Below are 16,000 nucleotides of genomic sequence, written 5' to 3'. Positions count from 1 at the left end.
GAGCACAGGCTCTTTCCACCCGCCGAAGTCTGTTGCTTCGCGCGTTACTTGATGTCGCTCTGCTTCGGGACGACGACGCCGAAGCGGTCCTGGATCGTGGCCAGCGCGGCCTCGTGGACCTGCTTGGCGGGGATGCCGTTGGGGTTGCCCTTGACCGGGAGGGGCCGGGTCGCGGAGGCGTCGCCCACCACGGTCGGGTTGTAGCCGTTGTAGACGGCGCCCTCCGTGGTGAACAGGGTGCACATGTGCGTCATGAAGCCGGCGATGATGACGTTCTTGCGGCCGGTCTTCTTGAGTTCCTTGTCGAGCTTGGTGTCGTGGAAGCCGTTGGGGACGGCCTTCTCGACGACGGCCTCGCCCTTGACCGGCTTGAGCGCCGGGATGATCTGTCCGGCCTTCGACTTGAGGTCGTAGCCCTTCTCGACGATGTGGACCACCGGCGTCCTCGCCTTGCGGGCCCGCTCCAGCAGGGCCTTGGTGTTGTTCACCGCCTCGCTCCAGCCGGTGAGCTCCATCGTTCCGCCGGTGTAGACGTTCTGGTAGTCGACCAGGACCAGCGTGGCGTTGGACAGCGTCGCCGGAGTCTCGTCCAGCTTCATGAGCTGACGCAGCGTCGTGGTGTTCTTCGCGACGTTCTCACCGGTGGTCGGCTCGGTGGACGGCGACGCCTTCGTGCTCTGGCGGTCGGTGCTGGTGGCGGCCTGGGTCTCCCCGCCGCACGCGGTCACGGAGACCGCGAGCAGAGCGGTGGCGCCCAGGGCGACGAGGGTACGCAGCGGCTTCATCAGACGATTTCCTTCTGGGAGGCGACGACGACCCCGTACAGGTCGGCGATGGTGGCGAGGGCGCCCTGGTGCACCTGCTCGGCCGGGACGTCGGTGCCCGCGACGGGCAGCGAGCGGGTGGCGGTGGCGTCGGCGGCGACCGTGGGACGGTTGCCGTTCAGGAACGCACCCTGGGCCGTGAACGCGACGCACATGTGGGTCATCCACCCCGCGATGACGACGTCCTGGCCCTCGGTGAGGTGACTGGCCAGGTCGGTGCCGACGAACGCGTTCGGGACCTGCTTGACGACCACCGGCTCCCCGTCGACGGGGGCGACCTTCGGGTGGATCTGGCCGATCTCGACCCGGATGTCGTACGGGGTCCCCTCCCCGCCGTCGTTGATGACGTGCACGACCTTCGTGCCTGCCGCGCGGGCTCGGGCCAGCAGCTGCGCGCCGGCGTCGAGCGACTCCTCCCAGCCGTCGAGCTCCATCACGCCCTGGGTGTAGGTGTTCTGGAAGTCGATCAGGATGAGCGTCGACTCGGCCAGCTTCGCGGGCGCCTGGTCAAAGCCGTTCAGCTCGCGCAGCGTGGTCCTGGACATGGGTGTACCGCCTTTGTGTCGCGTAAGAGAGTCACGGCCCGCGGTCCCGGTCCTGCCGGTCGGGGGCTGTGTCCACCACGCTATGAGCTCGACCCGATGTCAACAATGACGTCTAACATGCAGATACCGACCTACGGTCTGCACCGCACAGCACCAACACCAGAATCACCAGCACCAGTAACCCCAGCATCAGCAGGAGGAAACATGGCGGACACCGCGAGACGACGGCTCATCGTGATCGTGGTCTTCGAGGGCGTGGACCTGCTCGACGTCACCGGACCGCCCGAGGTGTTCGCGCTGGCCCGCCGCGAGACCGCCGAGGCGGCCGGTTACCACGTGGTCCTCGCCGCCGAGACCATGGACCCCGTCACCACCGGCGCCGGTGTCCGCGTCCTGCCCGACCTCACCTTCGACGAGGCCGCAGCCCGCAGCATCGACACGCTCATCGTCCCCGGCGCGGTGGACGTCGACGACGACGGCCGCGTCCACCCCCTCGTCGACCCCGACCTGGTCCGCCGGGTCAAGGAACTCGCCGCCCGGACACACCGGATCACCTCCGTGTGCGTCGGCGCACACCTCCTCGCCGCCGCCGGGCTCCTCGACGGCAAACGGGCCACCACGCACTGGTCGACCGCGCAGCAACTGGCCGCCGACCACCCGGAGGTGGAGGTCGACGCCGACCCGATCTTCATCCGTGAGGGCAACGTGTGGACCGGCGCCGGGATCAGCGCCTGCCTCGACCTCTCCCTCGCCCTGATCGCCGACGACCTCGGCGAGGCCGTCGCGCTGCGGGTCGCCCGCCAACTCGTGATGTACCTCAAACGCCCCAGCGGCCAGAGCCAGTTCAGCGTCCCGCTGGAACAGGTCTCCACCACCCGGCGCATCGAGGACCTGCGCCACCACATCCTGCGCCACATCTCCGAGCCGCTCACCGTCGTGGATCTCGCCCAGTACGCCCACGTCAGCGACCGCCACCTGACCCGCCTGTTCAAGAACGAACTGGGCATGACCCCGCACGCGTACATCGAATCCGTACGCGTCGAGAAGGCCCGCCACGAGCTGGAGTCCTCCGACGCCACCCTCGACCGCATCTCCTCGCTGTGCGGCTTCGGCACCACCGACACTCTCGTACGGGCCTTCCGCCGCCGCCTGAACACGACGCCGACGGAGTACCGCCGCCGGTTCCGGGTCCCGCAAGTGTCCTGACGTGTCAACGGAGCCTCGCAGCCCACCGAGCCCGCGCCTCTGTGATCATGAGGCGGACCACGGCACCCCCCTTTCCCACCCCCGCACCCGGGGCGGGCCCCCGACACAGAACGGACGACCATGCCCGAACAGCAGGACCGCTGGGCCCGACTGACCGCGGGACAGGCCGGAGAGGACTACGCCCGGCGCTTCGCGCAGCTCGCCGAAGCGGGCCACGACGTCCACGGTGAAGCCGCCTTCTGCGCCGCCCTGCTGAAGCCCGCCGCGCGGGTGCTCGACGCGGGCTGCGGCACCGGCCGGATCGCGATCCGACTCGCGGAACTGGGCCACCACTGCACCGGCGTGGACATCGACTCCTCCATGCTCGCCGTCGCCCGACGCAACGCCCCCGCCCAGGACTGGCTCCTCGGCGACCTGGCCCGTCTCGACACCCTCGGCCTGACACCGGAGTTCGACCTGGTCCTGGCCGCCGGGAACGTCATCCCCCTGCTGGCCCCCGGCACCGAACCCACCGTCGTCGGCCACCTGGCCTCCCTGCTGCGCCCCGGCGGCCTGCTGGTCACCGGCATGGGCCTGGACGCGGCCCACCTCCCGCTGCCCGAACCCCCGCTGACCCTGGCCGACTTCGACCACTGGTGCACCGAGGCCGGTCTCACCGTGCGCCACCGCTACGCCACCTGGGACGGCGCCCCTTACGCACCCGGCGGCGGCTACGCCGTCAGCGTCCACTCCCGCCCCACGGCCTGAGCCCGCACCGCGGGACCACGAGCGGAGTACCGCGTCGAGCCGTCGCCGAGCGGCCTCCCGATGACCGTACGGACCCGGGTGATCAGGGCTGCCGCGCGGCCCGCAGGGCGTGCGTCAGCCACTCCAGCTCCTCGGTCGCGTCGGGAGACGCGTACTGCCCGCGCACACGGGCGACGAGCACACGGTAGCGCTCGGCCCCCGCCTCCCGGCCGGCCTCCAGGTTGCGCAGCACGGCCGCCCGGTCGGCGTCGCCGAACAGCGCGGTCAGCACCTCGGCAGCCGCCGCCCCCTCGGGAGCGATCCCGCGTTCGCGGGCCTCGGCGACGGTCCGTACGGCCTGCCTGGCCCACCAGACGGAAGCCCCGGGCGGAGCGTCCCGCCCCGGTACGGGGGTGGTGAGCTCCAGCCACGTGCGCATCCGCGCGCGAAAGCCCGGTTCCCGCAGCATCTCGGCCAGGTCGATCCAGGCGTCGACCTGATCGGGAGCGGGATCGTCGGGCAGCTCGATGCGGAAGCCGCGCAGGCGGTCGCGCACCTGAGCCTCCACGTCGAGACCACCGAACACCTCTTCCTTGAACTCCTCCACGATCCGCCCGCGTTCGGCGGCGGAAAGCCGTGCCAACTGGTTCATCAGTGCTGTCTCCTCGGCGGTCGAACCACGTTTCGCGACGGTGGACAGGACGGCCCGGCTCACCTTGAGGGAGCGGATCTGTGCATCGAGCGCGGCCACGTGCGCGTCGGCGACCTCGGCGACCGAGGCACGTCCGCTCAGGACGCGGCACACGTCATCCAGCCCGAGGCCCAGTTCCCGCAGCGTACGGACCAGTTCGACGCGGGCCACGGACCCGGCGTCGTACAGCCGGTAGCCGCTCGCGGAGCGGGCCACGGGGGGTACCGCTCCCTCGTCCGACCAGAAACGCAGGGTGCGTACCGGAACTCCGGTGCGGTCCGCGAGACGGCCGATGGTGAGCATGTCGGGGCGTTCGTCTTCCATGGACGAGATCCTGGACCTTCCAGCCGCTGGAGACTCAAGTGCCCGGTCCCCGCTCCCAGTTGCCGAGATCCGGGCCGTGTGGACCAGGAGGCAGCGCGACACCGACGTACGACCGCCGGGCCCCTGTCGAACGGCCTGCGGAAATCCACGCCGCCGGGAGGCCGCGCTGCCTCGTTCACCGTGCATACACCGGAGCACAGAGCTACCCGCCGTTCCCCCGTCGCCGTGCCGACACGGAGAGGCGGCACGCTCGGGCGCGTTCGATCTTCCCTTCCCGGGCATCCCCGCCACTTCCGCATCCGGTCCGTCCCCGTATCCAATCAGCCCCGTATCCGATCAGCCCCGACCGAGGAGTCCTCGCGTGACGACCCACCGAACCGCCCGCTGCCTCGCGCTGGCCGTGACCACCGTCCTCACGGCAGCAGCCGTCAGCACGCCGGCCCGGGCCGACGGCCACGCCCACGGCGGTTCCCTGCCCATCGTGACGCCCCGCGCCGAGACGCCGACGCTCCACGACGACGAGGCGGGCGGCAACGCCGACGCGGACGACCCGGCGATCTGGCGCAACGCCGCCGCCCCCGGCCGCAGTCTGGTGATCGCGACCGCCAAGGAGGGCGGCCTGCGCGTCTACGACCTGGACGCCCGCCTCGTCCAGTCGATCGCCGCACCGCCGCCCGCGGGGTCCGACGACGCCCCCGGCCGCTTCAACAACGTCGACCTCGCCGAGGGCGTACGCCTGTCCACCGGGAAGGCCGACCTGGCGGTCACCAGCGACCGGGGCCACGACCGGCTGCGCTTCTACCGCATCGACCGCGACCGCCGGGGCGGCCCCCTCACGGACGTCACCGACCCCGCCGCCGCACCCGTCTTCTCCAAGGACCAGGCCGAGATCAACGACCAGCGCACCGCCTACGGCCTGGCGACCTGGACGGACCGGACGTCCGGAAAGTCCTACGCCCTGGTCAGCCGCCGCGAGCGCACCACCGTCGCCCTCCTGGAGATCCTCCCCACCACGAACGGCAAGGTCGGCTACCGCACCATCCGCACCCTCGACCTCCCCTCCACCTTCCGCCTCCCGAACAACACCTCCTGGTCCCCCTGCGCCGAACCCGGCGAACTGCCCCAGGTCGAGGGCATGGTCGTCGACCCGGCCAACAACACCCTCTACGCCGGGCAGGAAGACGTCGGCATCTGGCGCCTGCGTGCGGACCTCACCGGTACGCCGAAGCTGATCGACAAGGTCCGCGAGTACGGCGTCCCCGGCGTGTACGACGAGGCGACCGAGGAATGCACCCCGGGCGCGGACCCCGGCTACGGCGGCACCCGCGTCGCGGCCGACGTCGAGGGCCTGACGCTCCTCAAGCAGGCCGACGGCGACGGCTACCTCCTCGCCTCCAGCCAGGGCGACAACACCTTCGCCGCCTACGACCGCGAGGTGAAGGACCACAACGAGTACGAGGGCGGCTTCCGGATCGCGGGCCGCAACGGGTCCCCCGACGGCTCGGAGGAGTGCGACGGCGCCGCCGTGCTCAACGCACCCCTCGGCGCGAAGTACCCGAACGGTCTGCTGGTCGTGCAGGACGGCCACGACACCCCCGGCGACGGCGACCGCCCCTCCACGAACTTTAAGTTCATCGACCTCGGCGACGTCCTGGACACCCTCGACGACTAGGCCGCGCAGGTGGTCGCGACACCTGTGCAACTGAGCGACCCGGAGCGGGAGTTCACCGGCCCGTACGCGCAGCTCGGCGCGTACGGGCCGTGCCCGAGGGAGCCCGACCGTGACAGCGGTATCGACGGCGAATCCCTCCTCAGCACAGTCACGATCTTGGCCATTCCCGTCGGCGTCCAGGCATGGGCGGGCCGGCTGGCCCGATGCCCGCGCAGGGCCTGTTCATCGACGATGATCCCGACCCGGTCCGAGCAGCGATCGACCTCGGACACGCGGAGCGCGTGATCCACCGCGCCCGGCCGCCCGCCTCGCCAGGGCGCACCTGTCCTCCAGGGAGTCCCCCACACCGCTTCCATCGCGCCTGGTCAGGGGGCCTAACGCTGTCGGCCGTGCGGAGATCACACACCTCGGAACAGCCGGTAGGGTCATCGAACGCGTTCGATATTTCTGGGAGATTCCGTGTCCAAGTCCATTCTTCGTCGTGCGGCCGTCGCCGGCGTGGCGTTGGCTGCGCTCACCGTGTCCTGCGGTGTCGACTCGCAGGACGGCCGCACTGTGGGCGCTTCCTCCCCGGTCGCTGCCAAGAGCACGCCCGATGGTGCAGCAGAGGGGGCTCCTGCCGCCCCGGCCGAGGCGTCCCGTGAATCCGAGGCCTCTGAGTCGTCGGGCCTTTCCGGTGAGACAACGCCGGGCCCCGAACTCGTACGGGACGCCTTCGCCGGGCTCCAGGCGACTCTCAACGACTCCTGTGGCGACCCGGGCAATTGCTCGTATTTCCTGGGGCGGGTGTACGAAGAGCTGCACGGCCTGGACGAGGCGATGAAGGCGGACCCGAAGGGAGCGGGGCACTTCCCGGAGCCGATCGCCTGGATCAAGAAACTCGACACGAAACTGGGCGGCGACCACGGCTTCGAGAGCCTCAAGAAGAACCAGAAGCTGCTGATCGGCACCCGCGACAGGATCAACACCTGGATGCAAGGGCATCCGGACGACTACCGCTAGGTCGTGAGCAGGCCCGCCAGGTAGTAGCCCGTGCCGCACCCCACGCCCACCACCGTGCCCTGCTCCGATCCGGCCCCGGCCGCCAGGGCCCCGGCTTCGCAGATGGGTGCGTAGGCGCCGGTGGACAGGAATTGGCCCCGGGCCCGGACCGTGGCTGCGTCGTCGCCACTGGTGGCGCGGTTGCCCGTCAGCAGGCGGGCACAGCAGTGGCGGGCGATGTCGAAGGTATGGCCCACCGGGCAACGCAACGCCCTATGGGCTGCGGGTCCTGGGGCGGTGGCGTGCAGCGGTCAGGCGGGCTGCGCGGCGGGCTCCGGGGCGGGGGCCCGGTGGGTCGGGCCGGTCTCGCGGAGGGGCAGTGCGCCGGCGAGCGCGATCAGCGCCGAGGTCAGGCCGTGGATGCCGAACGCGGCGGCGAGGGAGCCGTGGTGGGCGAGAACGTTGATCATGTCGCCGAACGGGGCGACGGCCTCCATCAGCAGGACCCAGCCCAGGGCGCGGCGGTGGCCCGTCAGCAGCAGGATGCCGATGACCAGGCCCGGCGGCCGTCGCGATCGATCCCGGGCTGCCGGGCCTGTCCCTCGAACCGCGCGAGGAGATCGGCCGTACGCTGGTGCGCCACTTCCTCACCCTGTGGGAGGAGAACGGCGAACTCACCGCGCTGATGCGGTCGGCGCCACCGACCCCGCCGCCGCCGACCGCATGCAGAGCGTGCTGCACAAGCAGATGATTCCGCCGGCCCGCCGACTGGGCCACGAGCCGCAGCAGGCGCAGGCGCGTGCGGCGCTGTGCGTCTCGACCCTGCTGGGACTCGCGCTGACGCGCTACGTGCTGCGGTTCCCGGCGAGCATGACGCTCGGCCAGGAGGAGATCGTGGACTGGCTCGACCCCACGGTCCAGCGGTATCTCACCGCACCCACGCCCTGAAGAACGCGTCGAGGCACCCACGGCGAAGCGCGTGCCGAGGCCGCTTGACCTGGAGTGCACTCCAACGCGCAGACTCCCGTCTCGAAGCCCAACACCGGGCTCGGCGAGGGGAGTTCTCATGTCCGTGTCCAGCAGGTCCAGCAGGTCGAGTGTGTCGAGCACGTCGAGTCTGCCCGTTGCCGCCATGCGTCACCGCACCATCGGCTCCGACCCCGTCACCCGGCGCGAGGTCAGCGTCCTCGCGCTGGGGGCGATGCTGTTCGGGACGTACACCGACGAGAGGACGTCGTACGCGATCCTCGACCGGTTCGCCGAGGCGGGCGGCACCTTCCTCGACACCTCCAACACCTACGCGTACTGGCACGACGACAGCCAGGGCGGCCAGAGCGAACGGCTGCTCGGCCGGTGGCTCAAGAGCCGCGGCGTCGCCGACCGCATGGTGATCGCCACCAAGCTCGGCGCCCGCCCGAAGGCCCCCGGCACCGGCTTCCTGGACAATCCGGAGGGCCTGTCCGCGAAGATCGTCCGCGAGTCCGTCGAGCGCAGCCGCGACCAGCTCGGCGTCGAGAAGATCGACCTCCTCTACACCCACATCGAGGACCGTACGGTCGAACTCGCCGAAACCGTCGAGGCGTTGGGTGCGGCGGTACGGGAAGGAGCGGTCGGCCTCCTCGGTACGAGCAACCACGCCACCTGGCGGATCGAACGCGCCCGCACGCTCGCGAAGGCCGCCGGACTGCCGGGTTACGAGGTCCTGCAGTACCAGCACAGCCATCTGCGCCCCCGCTTCGACGTCCCCTCCGAGCTCTTCCCCCACGGCAGCCTCGGGCACGTCGGACCGGAGCTGACGAGCTATCTGCACGCCGAGCCCGGCCTGACCCTGGTGGCGTATTCGCCGCTGCTGGGCGGCGCCTACGTACGCGAGGACAAGCCCGTACCGGACGACTACGACCACCCGGGCACCCCGGCCCGGCTCGCCGTCCTGCGTGCGGTGGCGCAGGAGACCGGGGCGACGGCCAACCAGGTCGTACTGGCCTGGCAGTTGGGCCATGCTCTGCCGCTGATCCCGCTGGTGGGGGCGTCCTCGGTGGCCCAACTGGAGGAGAATCTGGGCGCGTTGGCCCTCGAACTCTCCCCCGAACAGCGGGCCCGCCTGGACGCGGCCCACTGAGAACCCCGGGCGGGCCGGGCCGGCGCACCCGAAGATGGACGCCGACGAGCCTCGGTCGAACCGACATCCCGGCCGGGCCCAAGGAAAGGGACGTTACGCGTGACCAGACCGCCCTCCTCGCCCCCCGCCCAGGACACGCCGCGCGCCCCCGGACTGGGGCCCCGGACGGCTGCCGCGCTCGTGTTCGGCTCCTCCGCAGCGGTCCTGGTGATCGAGATCGCCGCCCTGAGGCTGCTGGCTCCGTACCTCGGCCTCACCCTGGAGACCAGCACGATGGTGATCGGCATCGCCCTCACCGCCATTGCCCTCGGCTCCTGGCTGGGCGGGCTCATCGCCGACCGGGTCGAACCACGGCTGCTCATCGCTCCCGCGCTCGGGGTGTCGGGTGCGGTCGTGGCGCTCACCCCCGCCGGTTTGCGCGCCAGCGCGGAGTGGGTGCCGGTGCTGCTCTTCCTGGTCGCGGCGCTGACCATCCTCGTGCCGGGCGCGCTGCTCGCGGCAGTGACACCGCTCGTGACCAAGCTGCGCCTCACCAGCCTCGCCGAGACGGGAACCGTGGTCGGCCGCCTGTCCGGCGTCGGCACCGCCGGTTCCATCGTCGGCACCGTTCTCACCGGCTTCGTGTTCGTGTCCCGGTGGCCGGTCAGCGGGATCCTGATCGGCCTCGGAACGCTGCTGCTGGTCGGCTCGGCGCTGATCGGATGGCGGACGCGGGGCTGGACGGGCACCCCGGCCCTGGCCCTCGTGACCGTCGCCGGGGGGCTCGCCACCACGGTCGCGCCCGGTGCCTGCGACACGGAGACCCGCTACCACTGCGTACGGGTCGTCGCGGACCCCGACCGCGACGGCGGCCGCACACTCGTCCTGGACGGCGTTCGGCACTCCTACGTGGACCTCGCCGATCCGACCCACCTGGAGTTCACCTACGTGCGCGCCATCGCGTCGGCGGTCGACGCCTTCTTCCCCGAACGCGAGCCCCTCGTCGCCCATCATCTGGGCGGCGGCGGACTCACCCTGCCCCGCTACCTCGCGGCCACGCGGCCCGGGACACGCAACGTGGTCTCCGAGATCGACGGCGGGGTCGTGGCCGTCGACCGCACCCGGTTCGGGAGGCCGGACCCCCGCACCGAGGTCCGGGTCGAGGACGGCAGGCTCGGACTCCGGCGGCTGGACCCGGGGAGCCGTGACCTCGTGGTGGGCGACGCCTTCGGAGGAGTCAGCGTGCCCTGGCACCTCACCACGGCAGAGGCGATGGCCGACGTACGGCGCGTACTGAGTACGAACGGGCTCTACGTCGCCAACCTCATCGATCACGGCGACCTGGCCTTCGCGCGCGCCGAAGTGGCGACCCTCCGCGCGACCTTCCGGCACGTCTCCCTCATCGGGAAGCCCGCCGACATCGGCACCGGGCCGAGCGGTACCCGGGTGGGGGGCAACTTCGTGGTGCTCGCTTCCCACTCCGACCGGCCCCTCGCTCTCCGGGCGACCCAGGAAGCGCTCGACGCCCGGCGGACCGGCTGGAGCATCGCGACGGGCGCCCGGCTCACGTCCTGGATCGGCGATGCCCAACCGCTCACCGACGACTTCGCGCCCGTCGACCAACTCCTCCAGCCCAGCCCGCGGCGCACCCGCTGATCGGTCGCGTGGGGGCGTGGTCCGTGGGCTGTGGGCTGTGGGCTGTGGGCGTCAGGTGACCAGGCGAACGCCTCGGCGGGCGAGGTAGGAGGCGGGGTTGACATCGCTCCCGTACTGGCGCCGTGCCCTGATCTCCAGGTGCAGGTGCGGGCCGCTGGAGCGGCCGGTGCTGCCGCTCCTGCCCAGTCGCTGGCCCACTCTCAGCCGGGCTCCCTGGCGCACCTCGATCCTGGACAGGTGGGCGTAGACGGCGAAGTGGCCGTCCGTCATCCGTACGGTCACGGCTTGGCCGTACGATCCGGACCACTTCGCCAGCACCACGACGCCCGCCCCCACCGCATGCACCGGCGTCCCCGTGGGCACCGCGAGGTCGATGCCGGTGTGGTGGCCGGCCAGCCAGTCGCCCCGGACCCCGTAGCGGGTGCTCACCCGGTACCGGCGGCGCAGTGGCCTGGCCCCGCGCGGCACGGGGCCATGGCGTTCCCCGCGGGCGGCGGCAAGGGCGGGGAGCTCCGTGACGGCCCGGGCGAGGTCGTCCTCGTACACCGGGTCGTGCCCCAGCGGGCAGGTGTCGTCCTGGGTCGAGGGGGCTGCGGCGGAGGCGGGGCCGGGCGGCGGCCACAGCACCGTGCCGAGGGCGAGCAGCGCGGAGCGTCGCGTCACGGACACCGCGGGGGAACGTGTCGGGAATCGCTTCATGACACCGACCTCAAACGCACCGCCCCGAGAACGCACGCCCAGCCGCGCGTCCGGGGGACGGGCACTCGCGGCAGGCCGGTCCGCTTGTCCGCGGCGGGTTCGTCCTGGGGGTGCGGGGGTACGCGGAATGCCATGACGGCAGCGGAGAGTTCCCGGGGGACGGGAAGGCTGACCACGGTCCTTCTGAACCTCTTCCTGTTCCTGGTGCTCATCGTGGCGGCCGTGATCTTCGCGGTCCACAAGCTCAGGGGCCGAAAGTAGGCGGTGTCGGTCGGCCCGGTCGGCCCGGTCAGCCCGGTCGGCCTCGGCAGGCGAGAACCGGCTGATACACAGCTGCAATACAGCCGTGCGGCGCCCGAAGCCCGTTCCTGACCGGCTGGCAGCGGCACTCGCCCAGCCTGTGCACGTACCCGATGGCCGGTGTACATGTGCTGGCTCTGGGAGGCCGCTGCCGTGCCCACACTGATGAAGCGCTCTGTCCGTATCGTCTACGCAAGGCTCCCGAAGCTCCCGCGCCGGCGCCCGGGGGTGGTGTGGGGCCTGGTGGCCGCGCTCCTGGCCGGTGGTACCGGCGGCTGGCTGGGCCTTCCGGAAGGGGGCGGCGGGGGGCGGCTGTCCTCGGTGATCGCCGGGCTCGACCTGCCGTGGCCCGGCGAGGGACAGGCGGCCGTCGCGGCGGAGCGGGTCGGTGACCTGGGTTCGGCGGGCTCGCGGCGGGCGATACCGATCGCGAGCCTCACCAAGGTGATGACCGCCTACGTGATCCTGAAGGACCACCCGCTCAGGGACGGGCAGGACGGGCCTGCGGTCGAGGTCGACGGGCAGGCGGCGGCCGAGGCGCACTCGCTGAGCGAGTCCACCGCACCGGTCGTCGAGGGGCAACGGCTCTCCCAACGCAAGCTTTTGGAGCTGATGTTGCTCCCGTCCGCCAACAACGTGGCCCGTCTGCTGGCCCGTTGGGACGCGGGCAGTCAGACGGCGTTCGTCGCGAAGATGAACACGGCGGCGGCCCGGCTGGGGATGACCGACACGACGTACACCGGGGCGAGCGGCATCGAGACCACCACCGTGTCGACCGCGGCCGATCAGCTGAAGCTGGCCCGCGAGGCCATGAAGGACCCGGCGCTGCGGGCGACGGTCGCACTGCGCAGCACGGTGGTTCCGGGGCGGGCCGAGCCGGTGCGCAACACCAACGAACTGCTCGCACGGCCCGGTGTGGTCGGGCTGAAGACCGGTTCCAGCACTCCGGCGGGCGGCAACCTGGTGTGGGCCGCCGAAGTCCCGGAGGGCGGGAAGCGACGTCTTGTCTACGGAGTGGTGCTGGGCCAGCGCGCCGGAACCTCGCCCGCCGAGGGGCGCCGTGCCGCGCTGGAAAGCAGCGGCCGGCTTCTCGACGCCCTTCAGGAGAAGCTGCCCGCAGCCCTCGGGGGGCAGGCGTGAGTGCCGTCCTCGGCGAGCGTCCCGCCGCGGAGGCGGACGCACCGCCCTCCGAGCCCTCCCGTACGGCTGCCGGCAGGTGGCGGCGGGGGTGGGGCGTCAGTGCCGGCGCCGTGCTCTGCGCCCTGCTCATGGCGTTGCACTCCCTGGTGCCCAATGGGTTCGGGAACCTCGGAAGTCTCTGGCAGACGCTGCTGCCCTGGTCCGGCCTGGGCGTGGTGGCGCTGGCGGTGCTCGCGTGGGTGCGGCGCTCCGCGCTCGCCGCCGCGGCCGTCCTCGTCCCCGCTGTCGTCTGGTGTTCGCTGTTCGTGGGAGTGCTGGGCGACAAGCGTTCCGAGGGCGGGAATCTGACCGTGGTCAGCCACAACGTGAAGGAGGAGAACGAGGACCCGGGGCGGACCGCACGGGCGCTGGCGGCCTCGGGCGCCGATGTGCTGGCGCTGGAGGAGTTGTCGCGGGCGAGCACGGCGGCGTACGAACGTGAACTGGCCCGCGCCTACCCGTACTCCGCCGTGCGCGGAGGCATCGGGATCTGGAGCAGGCTTCCGCTCTCGGCCGTGGCGCCGGTGGAGATCATGCCGTGGACGCGTGCCGTGCGGGCCACGGTCGAGACCCCGCAGGGGCCCGTGGCGCTGTACGCCGCGCATCTCGCCTCGGTGCGGGTGCACCCGACCACGGGGTTCGCGACGGCGCAGCGCAACGAGGCGGCCGCGAAGCTGGCCGATGCGGTACGGGCGGAGCGGCTGCCCCGGGTGGTGGTGGCCGGTGACTTCAACGGGTCGGCCGACGACTCGGCGCTCGGGCCGCTGACCGGGTTCCTGCGGTCGGCACAGGAGGAGGCGGGGGACGGATTCGGGTTCACCTGGCCCGCCTCGTTCCCGGTGGTCCGGATCGATCACATCCTGGTGAAGGGGGTGACGTCGGTCGCGGCGTGGACGTTGCCCGGCACCGGTAGCGATCACCTGCCGGTTGCGGCCTCGTTGCGCCTGTGACGTGCCGGCCTGCTTCCAGGCTTCCAGGCTTCCTGGCTTCCCGGCCTCCGGCCGACAGCTACGATTCGCTCAATAATGAGAATTAAAGTTTGAAAAGGGTGACTTTTTGTCTGCATCGCACCTCCAGGTTCCGGCACCGGTGAGGGTCCTGGTCGTCGAGGACGACGCAGTGATCCGTCGTGCCGTCCAGTTGGCCCTGGAGCGCTACGGGTACGACGTCACGGTCGCGGGCGACGGGCTCGACGGGCTGGAGGCGTTCCGGGCCGGGCGGCACGATCTGCTGATCCTCGATGTGATGCTGCCGGGCCTGGACGGCATCGGGCTGTGCCGCCGCATCCGTGAGGAAAGCCTCGTACCGGTACTGATGATGTCGGCGCGCGGCGACGCCCTCGATGTCGTGTCCGGGCTGGAGGCCGGGGCTGACGACTACGTCGTCAAGCCCGTCGACATCGGGGTCCTGGTCGCGCGGCTCAGAACGCTGCTGCGGCGGGCCACCTTCCGGCCGGAACCGGACCCGGCTCCCGCTCCGGGGACGGACGGCGCTGCCGCGGACCGGGGCAGCCCGCTCGTCTTCGGCGACCTGACCATCGATCTGCTCGGACTGGACGTGTACCGGGACGGCGAGCCGGTCCTGCTGTCCCCCACCGAACTGCGGCTTCTCCTGGCGTTCGCGGAGAACCCGGGCATCGTGCTGGACCGGCGGCGACTGCTGCACGACGTCTGGGACTACGGCTGGGAGGGCGACACCCGCGTCGTCGACGTCTGCGTGGTGCGGCTGCGGAAGAAGATCGGCGCCGATCGCATCGAGACCGTGCGGGGCTTCGGCTACAAGCTCCTGCGGAACTGAGACGGTGACCATGGGATTCCCCAACCTCCGTGCGCTGCGCTGGAAGGTCGCGGCGCTCACCGCGATCGCCTGCTGCGCGGTCGCCACCGTGGTCGGGCTGCTCGTCCACGAGGCGACGGCGGACCACGGACGGCGAGCGGGAGACGAGCGGGCCTCCACCCAACTCCAGGTCGCGGAAAGGGAGTTCCAGCGCACGGGTCAGCGGCCCGAGGCGGCCTCGCTCATGACGGCGAACGAGGTGCCCGAGCCGTTGGCCCGCGCCCTGGCGGAGCGGCAGCAGACTGACTCCTACGCCCTCTGGTACGACGTGAAGGAGCCGAACTGGTACTGGCTGTGGGCCGCCGTGCCCGTCGACGGGGGTCGCGTGCTCGCCGTACGCACGGACATGAGCGCCGAGGTGCGCAGCCTGCAGCTCCTGGACCGCAGCATCGTCAAGGCGGTGCTGGCCGCGCTCGTCGTGGTCGTCCCGCTCGCCGCGCTGGCCACCGAGCCGATGAACCGGCGGCTGCGCCACGGGGCGCGCACCGCGCGCAGGATCGCCGACGGTGATCTCGACGCCCGGATCGGGCGGCCGGGCCGGGCCCGTGACGAGATCACCGAGATGTCCGCCGCGATGGACGCGATGGCCGGCGCACTGCAGCGGCGACTGGACTCGGAGAAGCGGTTCACCGCGGACGTGGCCCACGAGCTGCGTACGCCCTTGATGGGGCTGCTCACCTCGGCCGGGCTCCTCGCCGACGACGACGAGGCGGCGGACCTGGTGCGCGAGCGGGTGGGAACGCTGCGCCGACTGGTCGAGGACCTGTTGGAGATCTCCCGCCTCGAAGCCGGAGCGGAACGGGCGAGGCTCGACGACGTCCCCCTGGGCGAGCTGGTCACCGATGTGCTCCGGCGCGGGAGCTGCGCCGACGGTGCACAGGTGCTGGTCGAGGGCGCGGATGTGGTCCGTACCGACCCACGCCGGGTGGAGCGCATCGTCACCAACCTCGTGTCCAACGCCCACCGGCACGGAGCGGCACCCGTCACGGTCACCGTGACGGCCTCACGGATCGTCGTGCGCGACCACGGCCCCGGATTTCCCGCCGAGCTGCTGGCCGCCGGACCGCAGCGGTTCCGTACCGGGGCCACCGGGCGTGGGCACGGGCTCGGGCTGACCATCGCGCTCGGTCAGGCCGAGGTGCTCGGCGCCCGGCTGGTCTTCGCCAACGCGGACGGCGGCGGCGCGCAGGCAACGCTGGACCTGGACCGGCCCCGGACCTCACCCGGCGTGCCCGTGCACCGTGAGCAGTGAGGACCGGCCCA

The 16,000-nt window shown here is 71.7% G+C and carries 16 protein-coding genes and 2 pseudogenes; 12 read left to right on the top strand and 6 right to left on the bottom strand.

Going from position 1 to position 16,000, the window contains the following annotated elements; genetic code table 11:
* Window positions 1–44: 44 nt before the first annotated feature.
* A complete protein-coding gene (locus ACIO3O_RS01130) occupies window positions 45–785 on the bottom strand; it encodes a cysteine hydrolase family protein (RefSeq protein WP_401740355.1) in 741 nt (246 codons plus the stop codon).
* A complete protein-coding gene (locus ACIO3O_RS01125; protein WP_401740353.1) occupies window positions 785–1,369 on the bottom strand; it encodes an isochorismatase family protein in 585 nt (194 codons plus the stop codon). The genes ACIO3O_RS01130 and ACIO3O_RS01125 overlap by 1 nt, the downstream gene beginning before the upstream one ends.
* A gap of 204 nt (window positions 1,370–1,573) precedes the next feature.
* Here ACIO3O_RS01125 and ACIO3O_RS01120 point away from each other — a divergent pair, with 204 nt between their 5' ends.
* Both ACIO3O_RS01120 and ACIO3O_RS01115 read left to right on the top strand, forming a co-directional pair.
* A complete protein-coding gene (locus tag ACIO3O_RS01120) occupies window positions 1,574–2,575 on the top strand; it encodes a GlxA family transcriptional regulator (RefSeq protein ID WP_401740350.1) in 1,002 nt (333 codons plus the stop codon).
* A 120-nt stretch (window positions 2,576–2,695) separates the two neighbouring features.
* Window positions 2,696–3,322, top strand: a complete 627-nt coding sequence (locus tag ACIO3O_RS01115) for a class I SAM-dependent methyltransferase (RefSeq protein ID WP_401740347.1) — start codon at window positions 2,696–2,698, stop codon at window positions 3,320–3,322.
* An 82-nt stretch (window positions 3,323–3,404) separates the two neighbouring features.
* Here ACIO3O_RS01115 and ACIO3O_RS01110 read toward each other — a convergent pair whose 3' ends face one another.
* Window positions 3,405–4,316, bottom strand: a complete 912-nt coding sequence (locus tag ACIO3O_RS01110; protein WP_401740345.1) for a MerR family transcriptional regulator — start codon at window positions 4,314–4,316, stop codon at window positions 3,405–3,407.
* Window positions 4,317–4,677: 361 nt separating this feature from the next.
* On the opposite strand from ACIO3O_RS01110, the gene ACIO3O_RS01105 reads away from it, so the two are divergent.
* Together ACIO3O_RS01105 and ACIO3O_RS01100 are read left to right on the top strand one after the other, a co-directional pair.
* Window positions 4,678–5,988 carry a phytase gene (locus ACIO3O_RS01105; RefSeq protein WP_401740343.1) on the top strand — a complete coding sequence of 437 codons (1,311 nt, stop codon included), beginning with the start codon at window positions 4,678–4,680 and terminating at the stop codon, window positions 5,986–5,988.
* A gap of 459 nt (window positions 5,989–6,447) precedes the next feature.
* Entirely contained in the window at window positions 6,448–6,990 is a 543-nt protein-coding gene (locus ACIO3O_RS01100; RefSeq protein WP_401740340.1) for a hypothetical protein, read from the top strand.
* Between the two features lie 5 nt (window positions 6,991–6,995).
* On the opposite strand, the pseudogene ACIO3O_RS01095 reads toward ACIO3O_RS01100, so the two are convergent.
* A pseudogene (locus ACIO3O_RS01095) lies at window positions 6,996–7,241 on the bottom strand (methyltransferase type 11); the annotation flags it as partial.
* Window positions 7,242–7,280: 39 nt separating this feature from the next.
* Window positions 7,281–7,526, bottom strand: a pseudogene (locus ACIO3O_RS01090) (DUF4267 domain-containing protein); the annotation flags it as partial.
* A 97-nt stretch (window positions 7,527–7,623) separates the two neighbouring features.
* Here ACIO3O_RS01090 and ACIO3O_RS01085 point away from each other — a divergent pair.
* The 3 genes from ACIO3O_RS01085 (at window position 7,624) to ACIO3O_RS01075 (ending at window position 10,723) form a co-directional block, all read left to right on the top strand.
* Window positions 7,624–7,917: a hypothetical protein gene (locus tag ACIO3O_RS01085; RefSeq protein WP_401740338.1), complete on the top strand. Its 294-nt coding sequence runs from the start codon at window positions 7,624–7,626 to the stop codon at window positions 7,915–7,917.
* A gap of 184 nt (window positions 7,918–8,101) precedes the next feature.
* Window positions 8,102–9,088 carry an aldo/keto reductase gene (locus ACIO3O_RS01080; protein WP_401740335.1) on the top strand — a complete coding sequence of 329 codons (987 nt, stop codon included), beginning with the start codon at window positions 8,102–8,104 and terminating at the stop codon, window positions 9,086–9,088.
* A 99-nt stretch (window positions 9,089–9,187) separates the two neighbouring features.
* Window positions 9,188–10,723, top strand: a complete 1,536-nt coding sequence (locus ACIO3O_RS01075) for a fused MFS/spermidine synthase (protein WP_401740333.1) — start codon at window positions 9,188–9,190, stop codon at window positions 10,721–10,723.
* 51 nt (window positions 10,724–10,774) lie between these two features.
* On the opposite strand, the gene ACIO3O_RS01070 is transcribed toward ACIO3O_RS01075, so the two are convergent.
* Window positions 10,775–11,392: a M23 family metallopeptidase gene (locus tag ACIO3O_RS01070; protein WP_401740331.1), complete on the bottom strand. Its 618-nt coding sequence runs from the start codon at window positions 11,390–11,392 to the stop codon at window positions 10,775–10,777.
* 162 nt (window positions 11,393–11,554) lie between these two features.
* Here ACIO3O_RS01070 and ACIO3O_RS01065 point away from each other — a divergent pair, with 162 nt between their 5' ends.
* The 5 genes from ACIO3O_RS01065 (at window position 11,555) to ACIO3O_RS01045 (ending at window position 15,989) form a co-directional block, all read left to right on the top strand.
* The gene (locus ACIO3O_RS01065) at window positions 11,555–11,683 is read left to right on the top strand and encodes a hypothetical protein (RefSeq protein WP_401740329.1); all 129 of its coding nucleotides are present in this window, start codon (window positions 11,555–11,557) and stop codon (window positions 11,681–11,683) included.
* A 192-nt stretch (window positions 11,684–11,875) separates the two neighbouring features.
* A complete protein-coding gene (locus tag ACIO3O_RS01060) occupies window positions 11,876–12,862 on the top strand; it encodes a D-alanyl-D-alanine carboxypeptidase family protein (RefSeq protein WP_401740327.1) in 987 nt (328 codons plus the stop codon).
* Window positions 12,859–13,851, top strand: a complete 993-nt coding sequence (locus tag ACIO3O_RS01055; protein ID WP_401740324.1) for an endonuclease/exonuclease/phosphatase family protein — start codon at window positions 12,859–12,861, stop codon at window positions 13,849–13,851. Before ACIO3O_RS01060 ends, ACIO3O_RS01055 begins: the two co-directional genes overlap by 4 nt.
* A gap of 106 nt (window positions 13,852–13,957) precedes the next feature.
* Window positions 13,958–14,698 (top strand): two-component system response regulator CseB, encoded by a 741-nt coding sequence (gene cseB / locus ACIO3O_RS01050; protein WP_401740322.1) that lies wholly within the window; start codon window positions 13,958–13,960, stop codon window positions 14,696–14,698.
* 10 nt (window positions 14,699–14,708) lie between these two features.
* Window positions 14,709–15,989, top strand: coding sequence for a sensor histidine kinase (locus ACIO3O_RS01045; RefSeq protein WP_401740319.1), 1,281 nt, complete (start codon window positions 14,709–14,711; stop codon window positions 15,987–15,989).
* Window positions 15,990–16,000 lie beyond the last annotated feature (11 nt).

The sequence above is a fragment of the Streptomyces sp. NPDC087440 genome (assembly GCF_044744005.1).
Taxonomy (GTDB): Bacteria; Actinomycetota; Actinomycetes; order Streptomycetales; family Streptomycetaceae; genus Streptomyces.
Note: the sequence above shows the minus strand (reverse complement) of the source record. Positions and strands in the feature narration are given on the sequence as shown.